Below are 17380 nucleotides of genomic sequence, written 5' to 3' on the forward strand. Positions count from 1 at the left end.
GGAAAGGGCTCCGCTACTCTACCGGCTGCAAGTCAGCCGGCCGCAGGCCCGAAGACCTTAGCGATAGATGATCGGACAGCCGCGCTCGTTGGCGAATACGATCACGACGCGGTCGCCATACTGGCGGCCGGCGACCTTGACCGTGCGGCGGTTGATGTCGATGATGCGGGCGCGGTGCAGGCCCATGCGTTCGGCCTTGTCGATGGCACGCTCCGGCGAACAGGACCGGCGCCAGCCGCCATGACGGCGGTGTTCGCGATAGTAACCATCATCTTCGTCGCCGGTATAGACGCCGACGCGCGGATCCTGGTTGTTGCCGAAGCCGAGATAGATGCTGTCAGCATGAGCGGGGATGGCAGCAAGCGTGCCAAGGCCGACAAGAGCCGAAAGAGCCGCCGTCTTGATGGTGTTGAACATTGTCTTCTCTCCTTGTTGAGGGTTTCCACACGTTTTCGTCGAACCGATGGGAGGAGAATGCACCCGTCTGTCTGAATTTTTTGCGAACCGGCCGTTCATCTCCAGTTCATGAGGCAGAACCGGAATAGTCTCTCGCTTCTGGAACCGGTGTTATGGACGGCGGTGCTGCATAGGGTGGGCATGGTGGATGGACAACGTCCGTTTTGCCGTCGGTTCCGGATTCTCGATTTCGCGGTAAAATCCTAAGGCTCGTCCGCGAGCATATGGTCGAAATAGTCGTCCGGCTCGGCAAGGTCGGTCTCGCTGGCGCTGACCCGGCCGCGCATCGAGATGCCGGCCTCGTGCACGGTCTCGTCGCTTCCCGACACCAGCCTGTGCCACCAATAGAGATCGCGGCCCTCGGCCACCAGCCGGTAAGCGCAAGTCTTGGGCAGCCAGCTGATGGTGCGCACATTCTGCGGCGTCAGCCCGACGCAATCCGGAACACGCGCCAGCCGGTTGGCATAGTCGGAGCAGCGGCAGCTTCCAGCGTCGAACAGCCGGCAGCCGACGCTGGTCCAGTAGATCTCTCCGGTGTCCTCGTCTTCGAGTTTGGACAGGCAGCATTTGCCGCAGCCGTCGCAGAGTGATTCCCACTCGGCCGGGGTCATCGCCTCGAGCGTCTTGGTCTTCCAGAATGGCTTTTCCATCGTCGGCATGTGGCCCTCGGACGCTTCAAGGTCAAGCACGGCAACCGTGCACCCTCGTCCGAACGATACGCCGGGACAATACGCCGGAACATGCGCCAGGACCATACGAATGACATGAAGTCGCCTTCAAAACGCCGGTCAATCGCCCTGTGCCACAGCTAGAACCTACAAACAGGAACCAAACATGGTTGCTGAATGTTTGGGCAGGGATGGGACGCCACAAGGAGTGTTTATGATGAAACGCCAACCACGGATTCTGGCAGGCACGGCGCTTGGCCTGTTGATGGCGTCCGCGCCGTTAGGCGCGTTCCCGCTGCAAGGCAATGCCGCATTCAGCCCCGTGCAACGTACCGCGGCGCCGCTCATCCCAGTGCAATCGAGTTGCGCCGAGGGCGAGTCGGCGGAGGCCTGCGCGCATAGCCAGCAGGCAGAGCAGCCCAGAAAGAAGAAGCGCGACCAGCAGCAGCAAACGGAATCCGCTCCGGCCGAGCAGGCGGCTCCAGCCGAGTCCGAGCAACCCCGCAAGAAGCGGCGCAATCAGCAGCAGCAAACAGAATCCGCTCCGGCCGAGCAGATCGCTCCGGCCGAGACCGAGCAACCCCGCAAGAAGCGGCGCAACCAACAGCAGCAAACGGAATCCGCTCCGGCCGAGCAGATCGCTCCGGCCGAGTCCGAGCAACCCCGCAAGAAGCGGCGCAATCGGCAGCAGATCGAAGCGGCCCCATCGGAACAACCGGCCGAGCAGGCAGCGCCGGCAAACGACAACCAGCCCAACGTCAATCCGCGCAAGAAGAAGCAAAAACAGAACCAGCAGATCGAGGCTGCCCCGGCAGAACAGGCTCCGACTGTCGAGCCCGGACAAAAGCCGGGCAAGCGCAAGAAGCCTGCTGAATTGACCGGACCCGCCACGGAGGCGGAAGGCCAGCCGGCGCCGACCAATAAGGAAGCGACCCCACAGGCCCAACCGGCTCCGACCGAGCAGCAGGCCGCTCCCGTCCAGGGCGAACAGCCCCAGGACAAGATCAAGAAACGTGGCAAGAGGCCTGTCGGCGAACAGCCGGTGACAGGAGAGCAACAGCCCTCGACCGGCGAACAGCCTTCGACTGGCCAGGCCGCGCCTGTCCAGGGTGAAAATCCGGTCCAGGGTGAAGCCCAGGCCAATCCGAACGAGGCACCTGTTCTGGACAGCCAGAAGGATGTCTTGCGCAAGCGCAAGGGTGGCAAGGAGCGCGGCCAAAATGCCGGTAAGCAGCAGGGCAACCAGCCCGCCCAGCAGGGCGAGAACCAGGTCGAACCCCCGAAGCCGGCTCCGGTCGATCAGGGGCCGCCACCCACCGACGACCGGGCAGCCCAGCGGGAGATCAAGCCTGAAAAGATCGTTCCGGTGACCGAGGAAAAAGGCAAGCGCGTCGAGCGTGCGCCGGACATCGAGGATGTTCGCCGCCGTCCGCGCCCCCAGGGCGCCAACGTCGTCAGGGAATTCGGCGACCGCGTCATCCTCCAGTTCAACAACCAGACGTTCGTGGAAAGCAGCGATGCACCGCGCATGCACCGCGGCGCCAGGAATGTCTATTATGAGGACCTGTCGGGCGATCGCACCCGGGAAATCGTCGAGCGTGACAATGGTGTCCGGATCGTCACCATCCGCAACCGCTACGGCGACGTCATCCAGCGTTCACGCATCGCGCCCGACGGCCGCGAATATGTGCTGAGCTATGTCGACGAGCGGAACTATGACGATGATGCAGACTGGCGCGACCCGGGCGACGACCTGCCGCCGATGCGCCTTACCATCCCGCAAGAGGAATACATTCTGGATTCCGAAGAGGTCGAGGATCCGGACGACTACTACACCTTCCTCGAACGGCCGCCGGTCGAGAGGGTCCAGCGCCTCTATTCGATCGACGAGGTCAAGCGCTCGGCCCGCGTGCGCGACATCGCCCGCCGCATCGACCTCGACACGCTCAACTTCGAATTCGGTTCGGCCTCGATTTCCGACACCGAGGTCCAGAAGCTGGAGGGTGTTGCCAACGCCATGGACAAGCTGCTGAAGAAAAACCCGGCCGAGAGCTTCCTGATCGAGGGCCATACCGACGCTGTCGGCACACCGGAAGCGAACCTTGCTCTGTCCGACCGCCGCGCCGAGGCGGTCGCCGAAGCCTTGACCAACGCCTTTGGCATCCCGCCGGAGAACCTGACGACGCAGGGCTATGGCGAGGAGTATCTCAAGGTCAACACGTCGGGACCCAACCGCGAGAACCGCCGCGTCGCCATCCGCCGGATTACCCCCCTGGTAGCGCCGGTGGCCAGCGCCCAATAAACCGCAATGTGAACCGCGCGATTTGATCAACCATTGAATCGCGCGGTCATCAATCTTGAAACGCGCGGTTACCCATCCCAGATTCTGGAAAGGGCGTTCCCTGCCCTGTCCCGACTCCAGCGGGACACACGAGCCCCGCCGGTTCCCCTCCCCGGCGGGGTTTCGTTTTTTTGCAACCTTGCAAACCGCCGCAGCCTGCCCGAAATACGGCACTCCGACAACGGAGCCCGAATCGCCGCATGAAGCGCCTCGAACTCGCCATCGAATCGATCATTCTCGCCTCGCGCTGGCTGCTGGTCGCCTTCTATCTCGGACTGGGTGCGGCACTTGCCATCTATGCCGTGTCCTTCGGCAAGAAGCTGTTCGAGTTCGTCTCCGTCGCCTTCACGCTCGATGACACCGACACCATCCTGAAAATACTCGGCCTCATCGATGCCGCGCTGGTCGCCTCACTGGTGGTGATGGTGATCATCTCGGGTTACGAAAACTTCGTCAGCCGCTTCGATGAAAATGACGGCAAGGTGCATTGGCTGGGCACGATCGATGTCGGCTCGCTGAAGGTCAAGGTCGCCTCGACAATCGTAGCGATCTCCTCGATCCACCTCTTGCAGGTGTTCCTGAACTCGGTCTCCTACACGACCGACCAGCTGATGTGGCTGACCATCATTCATCTGGCCTTCGTTCTGTCGGCACTGATGCTTGCCTATATCGACCGGCTGATGGGTCTTGGCAAAGCCAAGAAAGCCGAGGAGTGAGCACGCGTCTGTGCCGGTCTTTTGAGAGATACTTCTGTAGCGAGATACTTTCCGTCAGTAGATACCTTTGATTTTGGTATCCGACCGGCCGAACACCTCGTCCGGCACAAAAAAGTCGCCGGCGAGCGGGCCTGTCGCACCCGGCGCATAGGCCGAGAAATCGCTGACGCCCTCAGCGCGCAGCACTTCTTCGTCAATGTAGAAATTGCCGGTCGCCTCACGCGACGGCCTGACCAGGATGGCGTATGCCGCATCGGCCATGATGTCGGGCGAACGGCTCATCGCCGCCACCGTCGCCCCGCCCAGGAGGTTACGCACCGCCGCTGTGTCGATGGTCGAGATCGGCCATAGCGAATTGACCGCAATGCCGTCCCTGGCGAACTCGGCGCTCATGCCCAGCGTGCACATCGACATGCCGAACTTTGCCATCGTGTAGGCGACATGGTTCTTGAACCACTTGGCCCTCATGTCAAGCGGCGGCGCCAGATTCAAGATGTGAGGATTTTCCGCCAACCTCAAGTGCGGAATGCACATTTTGGAGACGAGAAAAGTGCCGCGCGTGTTGATCTGGTGCATCAGATCGTAGCGCTTCATATCAGTCTCCAGCGTGCCGGTGAGTTGGATGGCACTGGCGTTGTTGACGCAGATATCGATGCCGCCGAACCTCTCCACGGTCTTGGCGACCGCTTCGGCGACCTGTTCTTCATCCCGAATGTCGCACAGCACCGGCAGCGCCTTGCCGCCGGCCTGCTCGATCTCGTGCGCCGCCGTGTAGATCGTCCCGGGCAGCTTCGGATGCGGCTCGGCGGTCTTGGCCGCGATCGTCACATTGGCGCCATCGCGCGCGGCGCGCAGCGCAATCGCCAGCCCGATGCCGCGCGACCCGCCGGAGATGAAAAGCGTCTTTCCCTTGAGCGACATCCTTGCGCCTTCCTTCAACATGAAAGACACGATCCTTGCGCGGCTGAGAACCGCCGCGCAAGGCCCAACACACCGGATGCGGGTTACGCTGCGTCGGCCTTGAGACAATCTGAGCTAGACCAGCACCAGGCCCTGCCGCATGGCGATGGCGATCGCATCGGTGCGGTTGGCGGCACCGAGCTTCGTCAGGATCGCTGCGACATGGAACTTCGCCGTATGCACGGAGATGTTCAGCCGCCGCGCGATGACCTTGTTGGGGGCGCCCTCGGCCAGCAGCGCCAGCACTTCGCTCTCGCGCGGCGAAAGCGTCGGCCGGACGATCTGCTCGTCGGTCAGTTCCTCTTCGAACCGGTCGCTGTCATGGAAGATCAAATCGTGATGCCGATCGGATAGAGCATGGCTGTCGCGCGAAATCCGGTAGCCCGCAGCCGCGAGCCGCGCGGCGGCGGCGATCAGCAACTCGTCCGCTTGCACCGGCAGCACGGCAAACACTGTATCGGCCGGCCGTTCGCGGGCCGCTCGCGACGATAGCAGCACGCGAGGCATAGCCGCGTCGACGAGCCCGCCTTGTAGCCCATGATCATCGACGATGGCGACATCCGCCGCCTCACGCCCGTCGACTTCGCCGGCCAGAACCGGCCGCAGATCATCGGTCGCGGCGAGAACGGCGGACAGACTTCGCGCGCGCTCGACGTCACCGAGCGCGATCAGCACCGTCAGCCGTCTGCCAGCGACCTCACCGCTTACCATCTATCCCTCAGCTCAGTGGCTTTTCACCGATGGTCAGGGAAACCTCACGGTTCTCGCCGCCGCGCACCACGCCGAGTGTCACCAAGGCACCGGCGCTGTCCGGCCCGAGCTTGCGGATCAGCTCGCGCGGGCCATGCACCGTCTCTGCGTTCCACGACACGATGATGTCGCCGAGACTGAGACCGGCTGATTTCGCCGGCCCGTTATCGTCGAGGCTCATCACCATGGCGCCCTGGGTATCACCATTGCGGACCGGATGCAGGCCGGCGCCAAGATAGCCGCGCGCCACATGACCCTTCTCGCGCAGCGTCGTGACTGCCCGCTCGATCGTTTCGTAAGGCATGACCAGCGCCCGCCGGCGTGGCCCGAACAGCAGCATGCCGATCAGTCCACCCTTGGCGTCGAGCACAGGGCCACCCTCGAAACGGCCGCCGGCATTGACGGCAAGGTTGATGCGCCGGTCGATCGTGCCGCCGCGCATTGAACGCCAGGCCGGGCCGACCTCGCCGACCGTGCCGAAGGTAGCGAGCGAGGTGCCGTCGCTATTGCCCGCCACGACCGCCAGGTTGCCCGGCCGCACCGCATCCGCCTTTACCAGTGACGGGGCGCCCGGCGCGCCGGCCGGTTTCAAAACGGCCGTGCCGGTGGACGGGTCGCGGCCGACCAGTTCCGCCTTGACGGCTTCGCCCGAAGAAAACGTCAGCTCGATCTCCTCGCCGGCCTCGACTGCCTCCTCGGCAGTGACGAAATAGCCGTCCCGCCAGTGGAAAGCAGTTGACGTCCGGTGGTGGGTCGCGAAGCTGGCCGTCGCTGGTGCCGCGGCTGCCGCGATGTCGGCAATGGCGTCGGAAAACGTGCTCAGATTGAAATCGCTCATGATCTGTCTCCTGGGTTCTTCGTGACCCAGATATCGCCCGGCAGGACGTTGGCGGATACTCGCCTGACGGCTAGTTTGGGCATGTGACTGGCCATCTGGTCAGGTCGCGGCCGGTCCGGCCGCTCCGCACATATAGGCATTGTTCATCTTGTTCCAAACGGAGCCCTCGGATGGCCCTGCCCGCCCAGCAATTGCAATATGACGATGCCCTTCTCGATGCCTATTCGGCGACGGTCGCCGATGCCGTCGACCGCATCGGGCCCGCCGTCTGCCGCATCGAGCGCATCGGTGGCCCGGGCGGCCATGGCTCCGGCTTCGTCATCGCGCAGGACGGGCTGGTCGTCACCAACTTCCACGTCGTCGGCGATGCGCGCAGCGTGCGCGTATCAATGCCGGATGGCGCCTCCAGGGAAGGCCGCGTGCTCGGCCGCGATCCCGACACCGACATTGCGCTGGTGCGCGCCGACGGCAACTTTGCCGACGTCGCGCCGCTTGGCGATTCCAAGCGATTGAGGCGCGGCCAGATTGCTATTGCCATCGGCAATCCGCTCGGCTTCGAATGGACCGTCACCACTGGCGTCGTCTCGGCACTCGGCCGCTCGATGCGTGCCTCCACCGGCCGGCTGATCGACGACGTCATCCAGACCGACGCCGCGCTCAACCCCGGCAATTCCGGCGGACCGCTGGTGTCCTCGGCTGGCGAGGTGATCGGCGTTAACACCGCGATGATCCACGGTGCGCAAGGCATCGCCTTCGCGGTTGCCTCCAACACCGCCAATTTCGTCATCTCGGAAATCATCCGCTTCGGCCGTGTGCGCCGTGCCTTCATCGGCGTTTCCGCCGACACCACCAACCTGCCGCGCCGCGCAGCCCTTTTGTCGCAAGTATCGAGCAGCACGGCGGTGCGCCTGCGCACCGTCGAAAAGAACAGCCCGGCGGCCAAAGCCGGCCTCAGGGAAGGCGACATTATTGCCGCCATCGACGGCCGTCCGGTCACCGGCGTCGACGATCTGGTGCGCATGCTCGACGCCGAGCGAATCGGCCGCGAGACACTGTGCACGGTGGTGCGCCGCTCCGGCATTACTCAGGTCACCGTGATGCCGTTGGCGCGGGCGAGTTAGCGCGCCGCAGCACCCTGCGCATATTGCGCCATAAATTCTGGGCTCGGCGGGATCGGCCTGATCACGTCGATCAGCACGCCATTGGGATCCCTGGTGATGAAATGGCGCTGGCCGAAGGGTTCGTCGCGTAGCGTCCGCAGGATCGGCAGGCCAGCGGCGGTGATCCGCTTATAGATGGCATCCGGATCCCTGACCTCGAAATTGATCAGCAGGCCAGATGTGCGGCCCCGCCCTTCCTCCGGGATCGTCTCATGATCGCCCTGGACGATGCCGAGGTTGACGCGACGGTCTTCGGCCGAGCGCAGATGCACGTACCAGTCGGCCTCAAACAGCGGCTTGAAGCCGAAATGCGCAACATAAAAGGCTGCCGTGCCGGCAACGTCGCTCGTCATCAGCACCGGATAATAGCTCGTCGTCCTCATCTTTCCTTCTCCCGGCAAATAACATACAGTCTGCAGGTAAATGGAATTAACATACAGGCTGCATGTATGCAACAAGGATCCGCTCGTCGCTCCAACCGTGATCGCACCGCCGCGACACGCGCCGAGCTCATCGCCGCGGCTCGCAAACTGTTCACCGAAAAGTCCTATGCCGAGACCGGCACACCCGAGATCGCCGCCGCTGCCGGCGTCACGCGCGGCGCGCTCTATCATCACTTTGCCGACAAGCAGGCGTTGTTTGCCGCTGTGGTCGAACAGGAGGCGCAAGCCGTCTCGGAAGAGATCGAACGCGCGTCGCCGCCTTCGCTATTTGCCCGCGATGCGCTGATTGCCGGCTCGGATGCCTATCTGGCTGCCATGCGTGCGCCCGGCCGTACGCGGCTCTTGCTGCTTGATGGCCCGGCCGTGCTGGGCCGCGCCGCCATGGATGCGATCGACAATCGCCATGGCAACCGTTCGCTGCGCGAAGGCCTTGTTGCCGCGATGCGCTCGCACTCCATGACGAGACTGCCTGTGGAAGCACTGACCGCTTTGCTCGCAGCCGCCTTCGACCGCGCAGCGCTCGCCATCGAAACTGGAGCATCGATCGAGGACTATCGCGCCGTTCTCATGGCGCTGATCGACGGCCTGTCTCCGGCTGCTCCTCAGGTATCTCACCCGGTTCGAACTCGTTGAAACAGCCTAGCTGGCGCTTGAACTGGTCGATCAGCCAGGCGGCCGCCGGTTTCGGGCTGCGATCGGCGCGGTGCATGGCATAGAGCGGCGAGCGGACTTCGCTGTAAGGCTCGAGATCGAGTTCGACGAGCCGGCCGGTCGCCAGATCATCGGCAATCAGCCATCGCGGCAGCCCGCCCCAGCCCAGCCCCTCGCGCATCAGCACGTGCTTGGTGCGCACATCCGTCAGCCGCCAGGTGCGGTAGGCGAAGACGCCATAGTCACGCCCGCGCGTACGCTCGGACTGGTCCGAGACGACCAGTTGGATGTGTTCGCGGACATCCTCTAGCGCCACTGGTCTCGGCAGCAGCGCCAGGGGGTGATCAGGCGCTGCGGCTGGCACCAGGGAGAAGAAGCCGATGCGAAGCAGATTCACGTCCGTCTCACCCAGAAGCCCCCCGATGCCGAGATCGGCCTGTCCGCCGACAACATGATCGAGGATAAGGCCAAGCGAGCCGATATGGAGACGCAGCGTCACGGCCGGGAACTGCGCCTCGAATGCCTTTAGCACCCGAACCAGCACCGGCGACGGTAGCGTCACGTCGACCGACAGCGTAACTTCCGCCTCCAATCCCTGCCGGTATCCGTCGACACGCGAGCGGATGCGTTGCAGCACGCCGACCATGCGCCGCGCATCTTCCAGCGTCGCCTTGCCGACATCGGTCAGTTGCGGTTCACGCGTGCCCTCGCGCTCGAACAGCTTCAGCCCGAGCTGCGCTTCGAGGTTGGCGATGGCGTAGCTGATCACCGATTGCGCGCGATTCAATTTGCGCCCGGCGGCCGAGAAGCTGCCGGTCTCGGCCACCGCAACCAGGATCTGCAGTTGGTCAAGCGTCGGGTTCGGTTGCATCGTTCAATCCACATTTTAGATGGATAATATACAAAATACACCAGTTTTTCAAATGGGTCTGCGCACACATATTTGCCAGGAGATTTTAATCCAACCCTGGAGACCCCATTATGTCCATCCTTCTTGTCACATCGAGCCCGCGCGGCGCTGCCTCGCACTCGACCCGAATTGCTACTGAATTCGCTGAAAAGCTTGTTGCCGCCGATCCGTCGAACACGCTTGTCGTGCGCGACCTCGTCGCCAATCCGTTGCCGCACATCGATCCCGATTATGCGACCGGCATCTACACGCCGGCCGAAGCGCGCACCTCACGCCAGGCTGAAGTCGTTGGCGTCTCCGATGTCGTGCTGGATGAACTATTCGCGGCCGATACGGTGATTCTCGCCACCGGCTTCATCAACTTCAACATCTCCTCGACGCTGAAGTCCTGGGTCGATCACATTGCCCGTTCCGGCAAGAGCTTTGCCTATGGCGAGAACGGCCCCAAGGGGCTCGTCACCGGCAAGAAGGTCTACATCGTACTGGCTTCGGGCGGCATCTATTCCGAAGGTGCGGCCGTGCAGTTCGATCACGCCATTCCCTACCTGCGCAGCGTGCTTGGCTTCCTCGGCATGACCGATGTCGAGGTCATCCGCATCGAAGGGGTCGGCATGGGCGCCGATGCGGTGGCAGCAGCGCTGGCCAAGGCCTCGACCAAGGTCGACGCCATTGTGGCTGCGACCGGAAATGCCGAGCGCGTGGCCACCGCGGCATAAAGCGTCAGCATCGTCTGAATTGTACAAGGGCAGGCGCCGGCGCCTGTCCTTGTTGTCGTTGGCGACAACCTATTGTGGTGGGCCACACAACCGCCATTGGTTATTCCGCTTGTCTGCGCTATCGGTCGCGGATGTTCCTTTCCGTTGCCACAACGCACCGTCCGGCCACCGATCTCGGTTTCTTGCTGCACAAGCATCCGGATCGCCTGCACGAGACCGACCTGTCTTTCGGCAAGGCGTGGCTGTTCTATCCCGAGGCAACCGAAGACCGTTGCGAGGCTGCACTCCTGCTCGATGTCGATCCTGTGGGACTGGTGCGGGGCAAGGGCCAGGCAGAAGGCCTGCTCGACCAATATGTGAACGACCGGCCTTACGCAGCATCATCCTTCCTGTCGGTGGCGCTGAACAAAATGCTGCGGACGGCGATGACCGGTATATCGAAGGAGCGCCAGGAACTGGCCGACAGCGAACTGCCGCTGGAAGCCGTGGTTACTCCACTGCCAATGCGCGGCGGTGAGGTTCTGGTTCGAAGTTTGTTCGAACCCATGGGCTGGACAGTCGATCTGACGCCAATCGAAGGAAACGGGGGTGCTGCAGGCGAGCCCCGATATGGCCATCTGAAGCTGACTGGCACGGGCCGACTCAGCGCCTTGTTGAACCACCTCTATGTGCTGATCCCGGTGATGGACGATGCCAAGCATTATTGGGTCGGCGAAGCAGAGATCGACAAGCTGCTGTCCAAAGGCGAAGGCTGGCTGGAAAACCATCCGGCCAAAGACCTGATCGTGCGCCGCTATCTTGGCAATCGCAGGGCCTTGACCCGCATCGCCCTGGAGCGACTGGCTCCCGAGACGGCTGGCGAGGCACAACCTGCCGAGTTGCGCGTCACGCCCGAGGAAGCGCTTGAGACGCCTATCCGGCTCAACGATCTGCGCATGGACGCAGTTGTCCACGCCATTCGGGCGACGGGAGGAACCACGGTTGCGGACCTGGGATGCGGTGAAGGCAAGCTGCTCGACAGGCTGGTGCGCGAGCGATGGATCCACAAGCTGTTCGGTCTGGATCCGGCGGCGCGCGAACTGGAATGGGCCGCAAAGCGTCTCAAGCTGAACGAATTAGGCGGGCCGCCCGAGGGCCGGGTCACGCTGCTGCATGGATCGCTGACCTACCGGGACAGCCGTTGGGCCGCAGCCGACATCGCCGTTCTGGTCGAGGTCATCGAGCATCTCGACGAGGACAGGCTGCCCCTGGTCGAACGCATCGTTTTCGGTGAGACGGCGCCCAAATCCGTCATCGTGACCACTCCGAATGCGGACTACAACGCTCTGTTTCCAAGACTGGTCTCTGGCGCATTTCGCCATCCCGATCACCGTTTCGAATGGAGCCGGGCTCAGTTCCAAGCCTGGGCGGCCAAAATCGGCGAGATCTATGGCTATGCAGCCACCTTCAGCGGTATCGGAGCCGAGGACCCGACCCTCGGCGCCCCCACACAGATGGCGGTGTTCACCCGATGAGAGAACCCGATAAGACCAACCTCACCATTCCTGACTTCGCCCTCGTCGTGCTGATCGGCTCGACCGGATCGGGCAAGTCGACTTTCGCCGCCAAGCATTTCCTGACGACCGAGATTATCTCCTCGGACCAGTGCCGGGCGCTGATCTCCGACGACGAGACCGACCAGGACGTCTCTGCGGATGCCTTCGATCTGGTTCGCGAAATAGCCGGCAAACGGCTTAAACACCGCAGGCTGGCCGTCATCGACGCCACCAATGTGCGAGCCGCCGACCGCAAGGCCTGGATTGAGCTGGCGCGCAAGTGGCACGCTTTGCCCGTCGCCGTGGTCCTCGATCCAGGCGTCGAGGTGTGCGTCGCACGCAATGCGGTGCGAGCCGACCGGCAGTTCGGCGCCGGGGTCGCCCAGCGCATGACAACCGAGATCCGCAAGGGTCTTGGCGCCCTGCAACGCGAGGGCTTCCGCCAAGTCTGGAAGCTTACCAGCGAGGCCAGCATCGACGCGGCCGAGGTGTCGCGACAGCCGCTGTGGACCGATGAGCGCGACGACCATGGCCCGTTCGATATCATTGGCGACATCCACGGCTGTTCGGATGAGCTTCATATCCTGCTCGCTCGATTGGGCTACAGCATCGTCTGGTCTGAGCATCAGGGCGACCGAACGGTCACCGTGGTCCCACCAGAGGGCCGCAAGATCGTCTTTGTCGGCGACCTCGTCGATCGCGGCCCCAACTCGCCCGACGTGCTGCGCATTGCCATGAGCATGGTCGCGGCTGGAACCGCATACTGTGTCCAGGGCAACCATGAAGGCAAACTCAGCCGCTGGCTAGAAGGCCGCAAGGTCACGGTCGCTCACGGCCTCCAGCAGACTGTCGATCAGCTAAATGCACAGGACCGAGGCCTGCGCGAGGCGCTGCCGGCCTTTCTCGACGGCCTGCGCAGCCATGTCTGGCTCGATGGCGGAGGCCTCGCCGTCGCCCATGCCGGCCTCAAGGAAGAGATGATCGGACGCGGTTCCGGCGCTGTGGCGAGTTCGCTCTGTACGGCGAGACCACAGGCGAGACCGACGAGTTCGGGCTGCCCGTCCGCGCCGACTGGGCCGCGGCCTATCGTGGCAAGACGGCCATTATCTATGGACATACGCCCACGCTATCGGCTGAATGGGTCAACAACACCCTGTGCATCGACACCGGATGCGTATTCGGCGGCAAGCTGACGGCCTTGCGCTGGCCGGAACGCGAACTGGTCGAGGTGCCGGCAATCCAGACCTGGTCGGAGCCGATACGTCCGCTGGGCGGGTCCGGTCCCGGTAAATCGGCACAGGCCGACGCCGACGGCGTGCTCGATTATCAGGATGTCTCCGGTCGCCGTTGGATCGAGACCGGACTGAGGGGCCGGATTGTCGTGGCCGAGGAGAACGCGTCGGCAGCACTGGAGGTGATGAGCCGCTTCGCGCTCTCGCCGCAATGGCTGATCTATCTGCCGCCGACCATGTCGCCGTCCGAGACCAGCAGCCAGGACGGCTGGCTGGAACGTCCGGAGGATGCCTTCGCTTACTTCCGCGAGCGCGGCGTTGCGCAGATCGTGTGCGAGGAGAAGCACATGGGTTCGCGGGCAGTGATCGCGCTCTGCCGCAACGCGCAGGCGGCACGCAGCCGCTTCGGGGTCCCTGGCGACGAAACCGGCGCAATCTGGACCCGCACCGGACGCTCCTTTTTCAACGACAGTGCCATGACGGAGGGCCTGCTCGCCCGTCTCCGCGCCGAGGTCGACACGGCGGACCTGTGGAAGGAATTGAACAGCGACTGGCTGCTGCTGGACGCCGAGATAATGCCTTGGTCGGCCAAGGCCGGCAGTCTGATCGAAAGCCAGTATGCGCCTGTGGCCACATCCTCTGCCGCCGGTCTCAAGGCCAGCAGCGAAGCGCTGGCCCGTGCTATTGCGCGCGGCGTCGATGCAGCCGGCCTGAACGCACGCCTTGAAGACCGGGCCGTCCGCGCAGCCAAATACGCCACCGCCTGGGCGCCCTACGTATGGCCAGTTTCGGGCGTCGAGGACCTTAAGGCCGCGCCTTTCCACCTGCTGGCCAGCGAGGGACGTATTTGGTTTGACCAGGACCATGTCTGGCACATGTCGCTCGCGGACCGTCTGGCTGCCCGTGGCGGCGTGGTCACGCCGACTCGAAGGCGTATGGTTGATCTGGCCGACGGCGGCGCGTGTGCCGAGGCCGTCGCCTGGTGGGAAGCGCTGACTGGCTCAGGCGGCGAAGGCATGGTGGTCAAACCACGCGACTTCGTCAGCCGTGGCAAGAAGGGGCTCATCCAGCCGGCGCTGAAGGTCCGCGGCCCGGAATATTTGCGCATCATCTATGGTCCCGAATATGACGCGCCCGACAATCTCGTCCGCCTCCGAGAACGCGGCCTGGCCGGCAAGCGCAGCCTGGCGCTCCGGGAGTTCGCGCTTGGCCACGAAGCACTGACGCGATTTGTCGCCAAGCAGCCGCTACGCCGGGTTCACGAGTGTGTCTTCGCCGTGCTGGCGTTGGAAAGCGAGCCAATCGACCCAAGGCTGTAGTAGCCGATCTATCCGAAGATCTTTTCGCCTTGCTCGTCGACCAGCTGGATGCCCTTTTTGATCGAGATGTCGACGGCATCATCAAGCCCGGCAAAGCGGTCGGCGCGGATGAATTTGTGCTCCTTCATCACGCCGTCGATCTCCTTCGAAACCACGCCGCAGGTCTGGTACTGGCCCTCCGCCTTGTAGGGCGTGGCGCTGATCAAAAATCCCTTGTGCTCGATCTGCTTTGCCGGCGCCGCTGTCTTTGGCTCGGCGGCTTCGTTGCCTCCGCCGAAAAGACGCTTCAGAAAAGACATGGGGTATCCTCCAACGGCAATCATCCTGCACCACATAGCGCGGTGCAGGATGATTTTCAGTACCGGTCCTTGGCCGAGCGGGCAAGGGCCGCAGCTAGCTTGGCACTCAGAGATCAGTCGCGCGACAACGCTTCCAAGGCCTCTGCGGCAGCTTCCAATATGCTGATTGCCTCGGCCTGCTTTGCTTCAGGCGCATCGGCGATTTCGCCGAGCGCGGCGCGCAGCCGGTGGCGCACGGCGCGAAACTCGTCGCGCTTTTCCGAGCGGCCGCGGCCGCGCCGGCCGCCGTCCTCGCCTTCATCGTTCCAGCCGAACCAGTCGCGCGCCTTCGCCATCTTGCGGCCGAAGCGCTCGAGGTGGTCGAGCACGTGGTCGATCATCTCGCGATTTTCGTTGAGATGCGCCTGCCCCGCCTCGGTGATCGAAAACACCTTCTTGTTGCCTTCCGGCGCAGAAACGGCGTAGCCGGCCTCCTCCAGGAAGGTCAGCGTCGGATAGACCACGCCGGGGCTCGGGCTGTAGACGCCGCTGGTGCGCTCCTCCAGCGCCTTGATGATGTCGTAGCCGTGCCGCGGCGCCTCGGCCAGCAGCGACAGCGTGATCAGCTTGAGATCGCCGTCGGCCAGCATGCGGCCGGCGCGGAACATGTCGCCCGGCCCGCCGCGTCCGCCGCCTCTCATGCCATGCCCGAACGGGCCAAAGCCGCCGCGCCCACCGAACTTGCCGGCCATATGCATGAAAACGCGCTCGGCGTGTTCGCCAAAACGATGATGCCCGAAATGATCGCCTTTGTGCATTGTCTGCTCCTGGAGTTATGTCTTACGATATATCTCAACTAAGTGCCCGCCACGGTCGAGTCAAGATATATCTTACGATGTATCTGAAAATGGCACCAGCAGGATTGATTTCGCCAGCGAGGGCAGCTAGAGGGTGCATGAGGGCCGAAGGCCGCTCCGTAAGCGTCTGACGTGAAGCAACGCATCCACCCCGGTCGTTCCGGGCAGTTACGCCGACAATACCGGCGAATGGATGCAAGGCGACGAACCGGATGCTTCAGGGAAATCCAAATGACCATGAACACCCCGCGCAGTAAGCTGCCTGCGCGCTATGCCGCCGTGCTCGGCCCGCTGGTGCTGTCGTTGCTGATGACGTTCATCGTGTCGTTCATCTCGACACTGAAAAGCCTTGGCTTCCAGCCCGACATGCTGGCCACTTGGCTGACGGCTTGGGGTCTGTCCTGGCTGGTGGCCTTTCCGACGCTGCTGCTGGTGCTGCCGGCGGTGCGCTGCATCATTGGCTGGCTTTGCGAGCCCGCGGCTCGATAGCAGGGCACGCGAAAGGCCTGGAAACAATCTCCGGACCTTTCGGTGCGGAGCGAATAATACCGTTACCAGCGGCCTTTGCGCCGATTCCAGGCGTAGAGCAGATCGGCGAAACGATCATAGCCATAGCGCGTCAACGGCAGTGCGCCGGGATTGCCGAACAGCGTTGCGAGCCAGCCTTCGCCGGGCGTCGTCCGCCATACAGCAATGGCAACATCGGCGCCGGCCAGCAATTTGCCGTCGGCGTCGATCGCATACAGCCGGCGCCGGATGTCCTCCAGCCCGATGCCGTATCCGGCCAGCGCCGCCGGTTCGGCATTGATGTCGCGAAATTCGATCCGCCCGGCCTTGACCGCCTCGATCAGTCGCCGCTTCTGCCGGCTGATACCGGCATCGCAGACCGGACAGCGCGTATTGTACCAGACAGTCAGCAGAGGCTTGGCCATGTTTCGAAACGGCACCAGAGGACACGCACGGATTATCCGAGAAATGCCGTTGCGCCGCAACGTGACACGATACCGGCGGAATGGCCGGTTTCGCTGATCCAGGTCGCCCAAAGGGTACGCAGCGGTTTTACGATAACGACATGCATAAAAAGAAGAGCTTAAAGCGCGTCGCAAGGGCCGTTCAGCGCGACGCGCTTCAGGAGCAGCGGCTCACCCGAGCGAGGTGATGATCTCGCGATAGGCATCCTCCGGGAAAGCCTTGAGCGTCCGAGTCCTGACGTTGCCAGCCGTCGCCAGCATTAACGAGAAACGAGCCAAGACGGCATCGTCGGGCGCTTCGAGCACCGCCACCATGTCGCAATCCCCCATGGTGAGATAAAATGCCTTGAATGATCCGCCCATGTCTCCCAGCATCTTCTTGGCGGCATCGAGCCGCTTCGGCGACTCGCGCACGTTTTTGGCGCCTTGTTCCGTCCAGTTGATCAACACGATGTAAGTTGTCATGGCACACCTCCCTCCGGGGCCACGGAGCACGGCGTCAACCGCCGGGGCGGGCATCCGGGTTTGTCGCCCAGAGAATGCGTCCGTCGCGGAATTATCCTCTCGTAGGGCACGACA

General features: G+C 63.3%; 19 protein-coding genes and 1 pseudogene. 9 read left to right on the plus strand and 11 right to left on the minus strand.

Annotation, left to right across the window (positions count from 1 at the left end):
- Positions 1-57: 57 nt before the first annotated feature.
- Together NKK47_RS17505 and NKK47_RS17510 are read right to left on the minus strand one after the other, a co-directional pair.
- Complete coding sequence (locus NKK47_RS17505; RefSeq protein ID WP_023678277.1) at positions 58-417, minus strand: hypothetical protein; 360 nt, start codon at positions 415-417, stop codon at positions 58-60.
- 242 nt (positions 418-659) lie between these two features.
- Positions 660-1106, minus strand: coding sequence for a YcgN family cysteine cluster protein (locus NKK47_RS17510; RefSeq protein ID WP_023678278.1), 447 nt, complete (start codon positions 1104-1106; stop codon positions 660-662).
- Positions 1107-1341: 235 nt separating this feature from the next.
- Between NKK47_RS17510 and NKK47_RS17515 the strand changes: the two genes are divergently transcribed.
- On the plus strand, positions 1342-3426 hold the full coding sequence (locus tag NKK47_RS17515; protein WP_352577732.1) for an OmpA family protein: 2085 nt from the start codon (positions 1342-1344) through the stop codon (positions 3424-3426).
- A gap of 239 nt (positions 3427-3665) precedes the next feature.
- Positions 3666-4181: a TIGR00645 family protein gene (locus NKK47_RS17520; RefSeq protein ID WP_023678280.1), complete on the plus strand. Its 516-nt coding sequence runs from the start codon at positions 3666-3668 to the stop codon at positions 4179-4181.
- A 54-nt stretch (positions 4182-4235) separates the two neighbouring features.
- Here NKK47_RS17520 and NKK47_RS17525 read toward each other — a convergent pair whose 3' ends face one another.
- The 3 genes from NKK47_RS17525 to NKK47_RS17535 all read right to left on the minus strand — a co-directional run bounded on the left by NKK47_RS17525 (position 4236) and on the right by NKK47_RS17535 (position 6729).
- Positions 4236-5102 carry an SDR family oxidoreductase gene (locus NKK47_RS17525; RefSeq protein ID WP_352571121.1) on the minus strand — a complete coding sequence of 289 codons (867 nt, stop codon included), beginning with the start codon at positions 5100-5102 and terminating at the stop codon, positions 4236-4238.
- A 114-nt stretch (positions 5103-5216) separates the two neighbouring features.
- A complete protein-coding gene (locus tag NKK47_RS17530) occupies positions 5217-5852 on the minus strand; it encodes a helix-turn-helix transcriptional regulator (protein ID WP_352570981.1) in 636 nt (211 codons plus the stop codon).
- A 7-nt stretch (positions 5853-5859) separates the two neighbouring features.
- A complete protein-coding gene (locus tag NKK47_RS17535) occupies positions 5860-6729 on the minus strand; it encodes a S1C family serine protease (RefSeq protein ID WP_023678283.1) in 870 nt (289 codons plus the stop codon).
- Between the two features lie 170 nt (positions 6730-6899).
- Between NKK47_RS17535 and NKK47_RS17540 the strand changes: the two genes are divergently transcribed.
- Positions 6900-7850, plus strand: a complete 951-nt coding sequence (locus NKK47_RS17540) for a S1C family serine protease (RefSeq protein ID WP_023678284.1) — start codon at positions 6900-6902, stop codon at positions 7848-7850.
- Here the strand turns inward: NKK47_RS17540 and NKK47_RS17545 are convergent.
- On the minus strand, positions 7847-8272 hold the full coding sequence (locus NKK47_RS17545; RefSeq protein WP_023678285.1) for a VOC family protein: 426 nt from the start codon (positions 8270-8272) through the stop codon (positions 7847-7849). The genes NKK47_RS17540 and NKK47_RS17545 overlap by 4 nt on opposite strands.
- Positions 8273-8338: 66 nt before the next feature.
- On the opposite strand from NKK47_RS17545, the gene NKK47_RS17550 reads away from it, so the two are divergent.
- Positions 8339-8965 (plus strand): TetR/AcrR family transcriptional regulator, encoded by a 627-nt coding sequence (locus tag NKK47_RS17550; protein ID WP_023678286.1) that lies wholly within the window; start codon positions 8339-8341, stop codon positions 8963-8965.
- On the opposite strand, the gene NKK47_RS17555 is transcribed toward NKK47_RS17550, so the two are convergent.
- A complete protein-coding gene (locus NKK47_RS17555; protein ID WP_023678287.1) occupies positions 8898-9854 on the minus strand; it encodes a LysR family transcriptional regulator in 957 nt (318 codons plus the stop codon). The genes NKK47_RS17550 and NKK47_RS17555 overlap by 68 nt on opposite strands.
- A gap of 110 nt (positions 9855-9964) precedes the next feature.
- On the opposite strand from NKK47_RS17555, the gene NKK47_RS17560 reads away from it, so the two are divergent.
- The 4 genes and pseudogenes from NKK47_RS17560 to NKK47_RS17575 all read left to right on the plus strand — a co-directional run bounded on the left by NKK47_RS17560 (position 9965) and on the right by NKK47_RS17575 (position 14695).
- Entirely contained in the window at positions 9965-10609 is a 645-nt protein-coding gene (locus tag NKK47_RS17560) for an FMN-dependent NADH-azoreductase (protein ID WP_352577725.1), read from the plus strand.
- A gap of 131 nt (positions 10610-10740) precedes the next feature.
- Complete coding sequence (locus tag NKK47_RS17565) at positions 10741-12123, plus strand: 3' terminal RNA ribose 2'-O-methyltransferase Hen1 (protein ID WP_352570978.1); 1383 nt, start codon at positions 10741-10743, stop codon at positions 12121-12123.
- Positions 12120-12920 (plus strand): annotated as a pseudogene (locus NKK47_RS17570) (AAA family ATPase); the annotation flags it as partial. The gene NKK47_RS17565 and the pseudogene NKK47_RS17570, both read left to right, overlap by 4 nt.
- A gap of 278 nt (positions 12921-13198) precedes the next feature.
- Entirely contained in the window at positions 13199-14695 is a 1497-nt protein-coding gene (locus NKK47_RS17575) for a polynucleotide kinase-phosphatase (protein WP_352577733.1), read from the plus strand.
- Positions 14696-14703: 8 nt separating this feature from the next.
- On the opposite strand, the gene NKK47_RS17580 is transcribed toward NKK47_RS17575, so the two are convergent.
- Together NKK47_RS17580 and NKK47_RS17585 are read right to left on the minus strand one after the other, a co-directional pair.
- Positions 14704-14994: an HlyU family transcriptional regulator gene (locus NKK47_RS17580; protein WP_023678291.1), complete on the minus strand. Its 291-nt coding sequence runs from the start codon at positions 14992-14994 to the stop codon at positions 14704-14706.
- Between the two features lie 113 nt (positions 14995-15107).
- Positions 15108-15791 carry a PadR family transcriptional regulator gene (locus tag NKK47_RS17585; protein ID WP_352570976.1) on the minus strand — a complete coding sequence of 228 codons (684 nt, stop codon included), beginning with the start codon at positions 15789-15791 and terminating at the stop codon, positions 15108-15110.
- A 270-nt stretch (positions 15792-16061) separates the two neighbouring features.
- Here NKK47_RS17585 and NKK47_RS17590 point away from each other — a divergent pair, with 270 nt between their 5' ends.
- Positions 16062-16319 (plus strand): DUF2798 domain-containing protein, encoded by a 258-nt coding sequence (locus tag NKK47_RS17590; RefSeq protein WP_352570975.1) that lies wholly within the window; start codon positions 16062-16064, stop codon positions 16317-16319.
- A 62-nt stretch (positions 16320-16381) separates the two neighbouring features.
- On the opposite strand, the gene NKK47_RS17595 is transcribed toward NKK47_RS17590, so the two are convergent.
- Both NKK47_RS17595 and NKK47_RS17600 read right to left on the minus strand, forming a co-directional pair.
- On the minus strand, positions 16382-16762 hold the full coding sequence (locus tag NKK47_RS17595) for a thiol-disulfide oxidoreductase DCC family protein (RefSeq protein ID WP_352457540.1): 381 nt from the start codon (positions 16760-16762) through the stop codon (positions 16382-16384).
- Positions 16763-16972: 210 nt separating this feature from the next.
- Positions 16973-17266, minus strand: coding sequence for a GYD domain-containing protein (locus NKK47_RS17600; protein WP_023678296.1), 294 nt, complete (start codon positions 17264-17266; stop codon positions 16973-16975).
- Between the last annotated feature and the right edge of the window lie 114 nt (positions 17267-17380).

This window comes from Mesorhizobium sp. M0019, assembly GCF_040323975.1.
Lineage (GTDB): Bacteria > Pseudomonadota > Alphaproteobacteria > Rhizobiales > Rhizobiaceae > Mesorhizobium.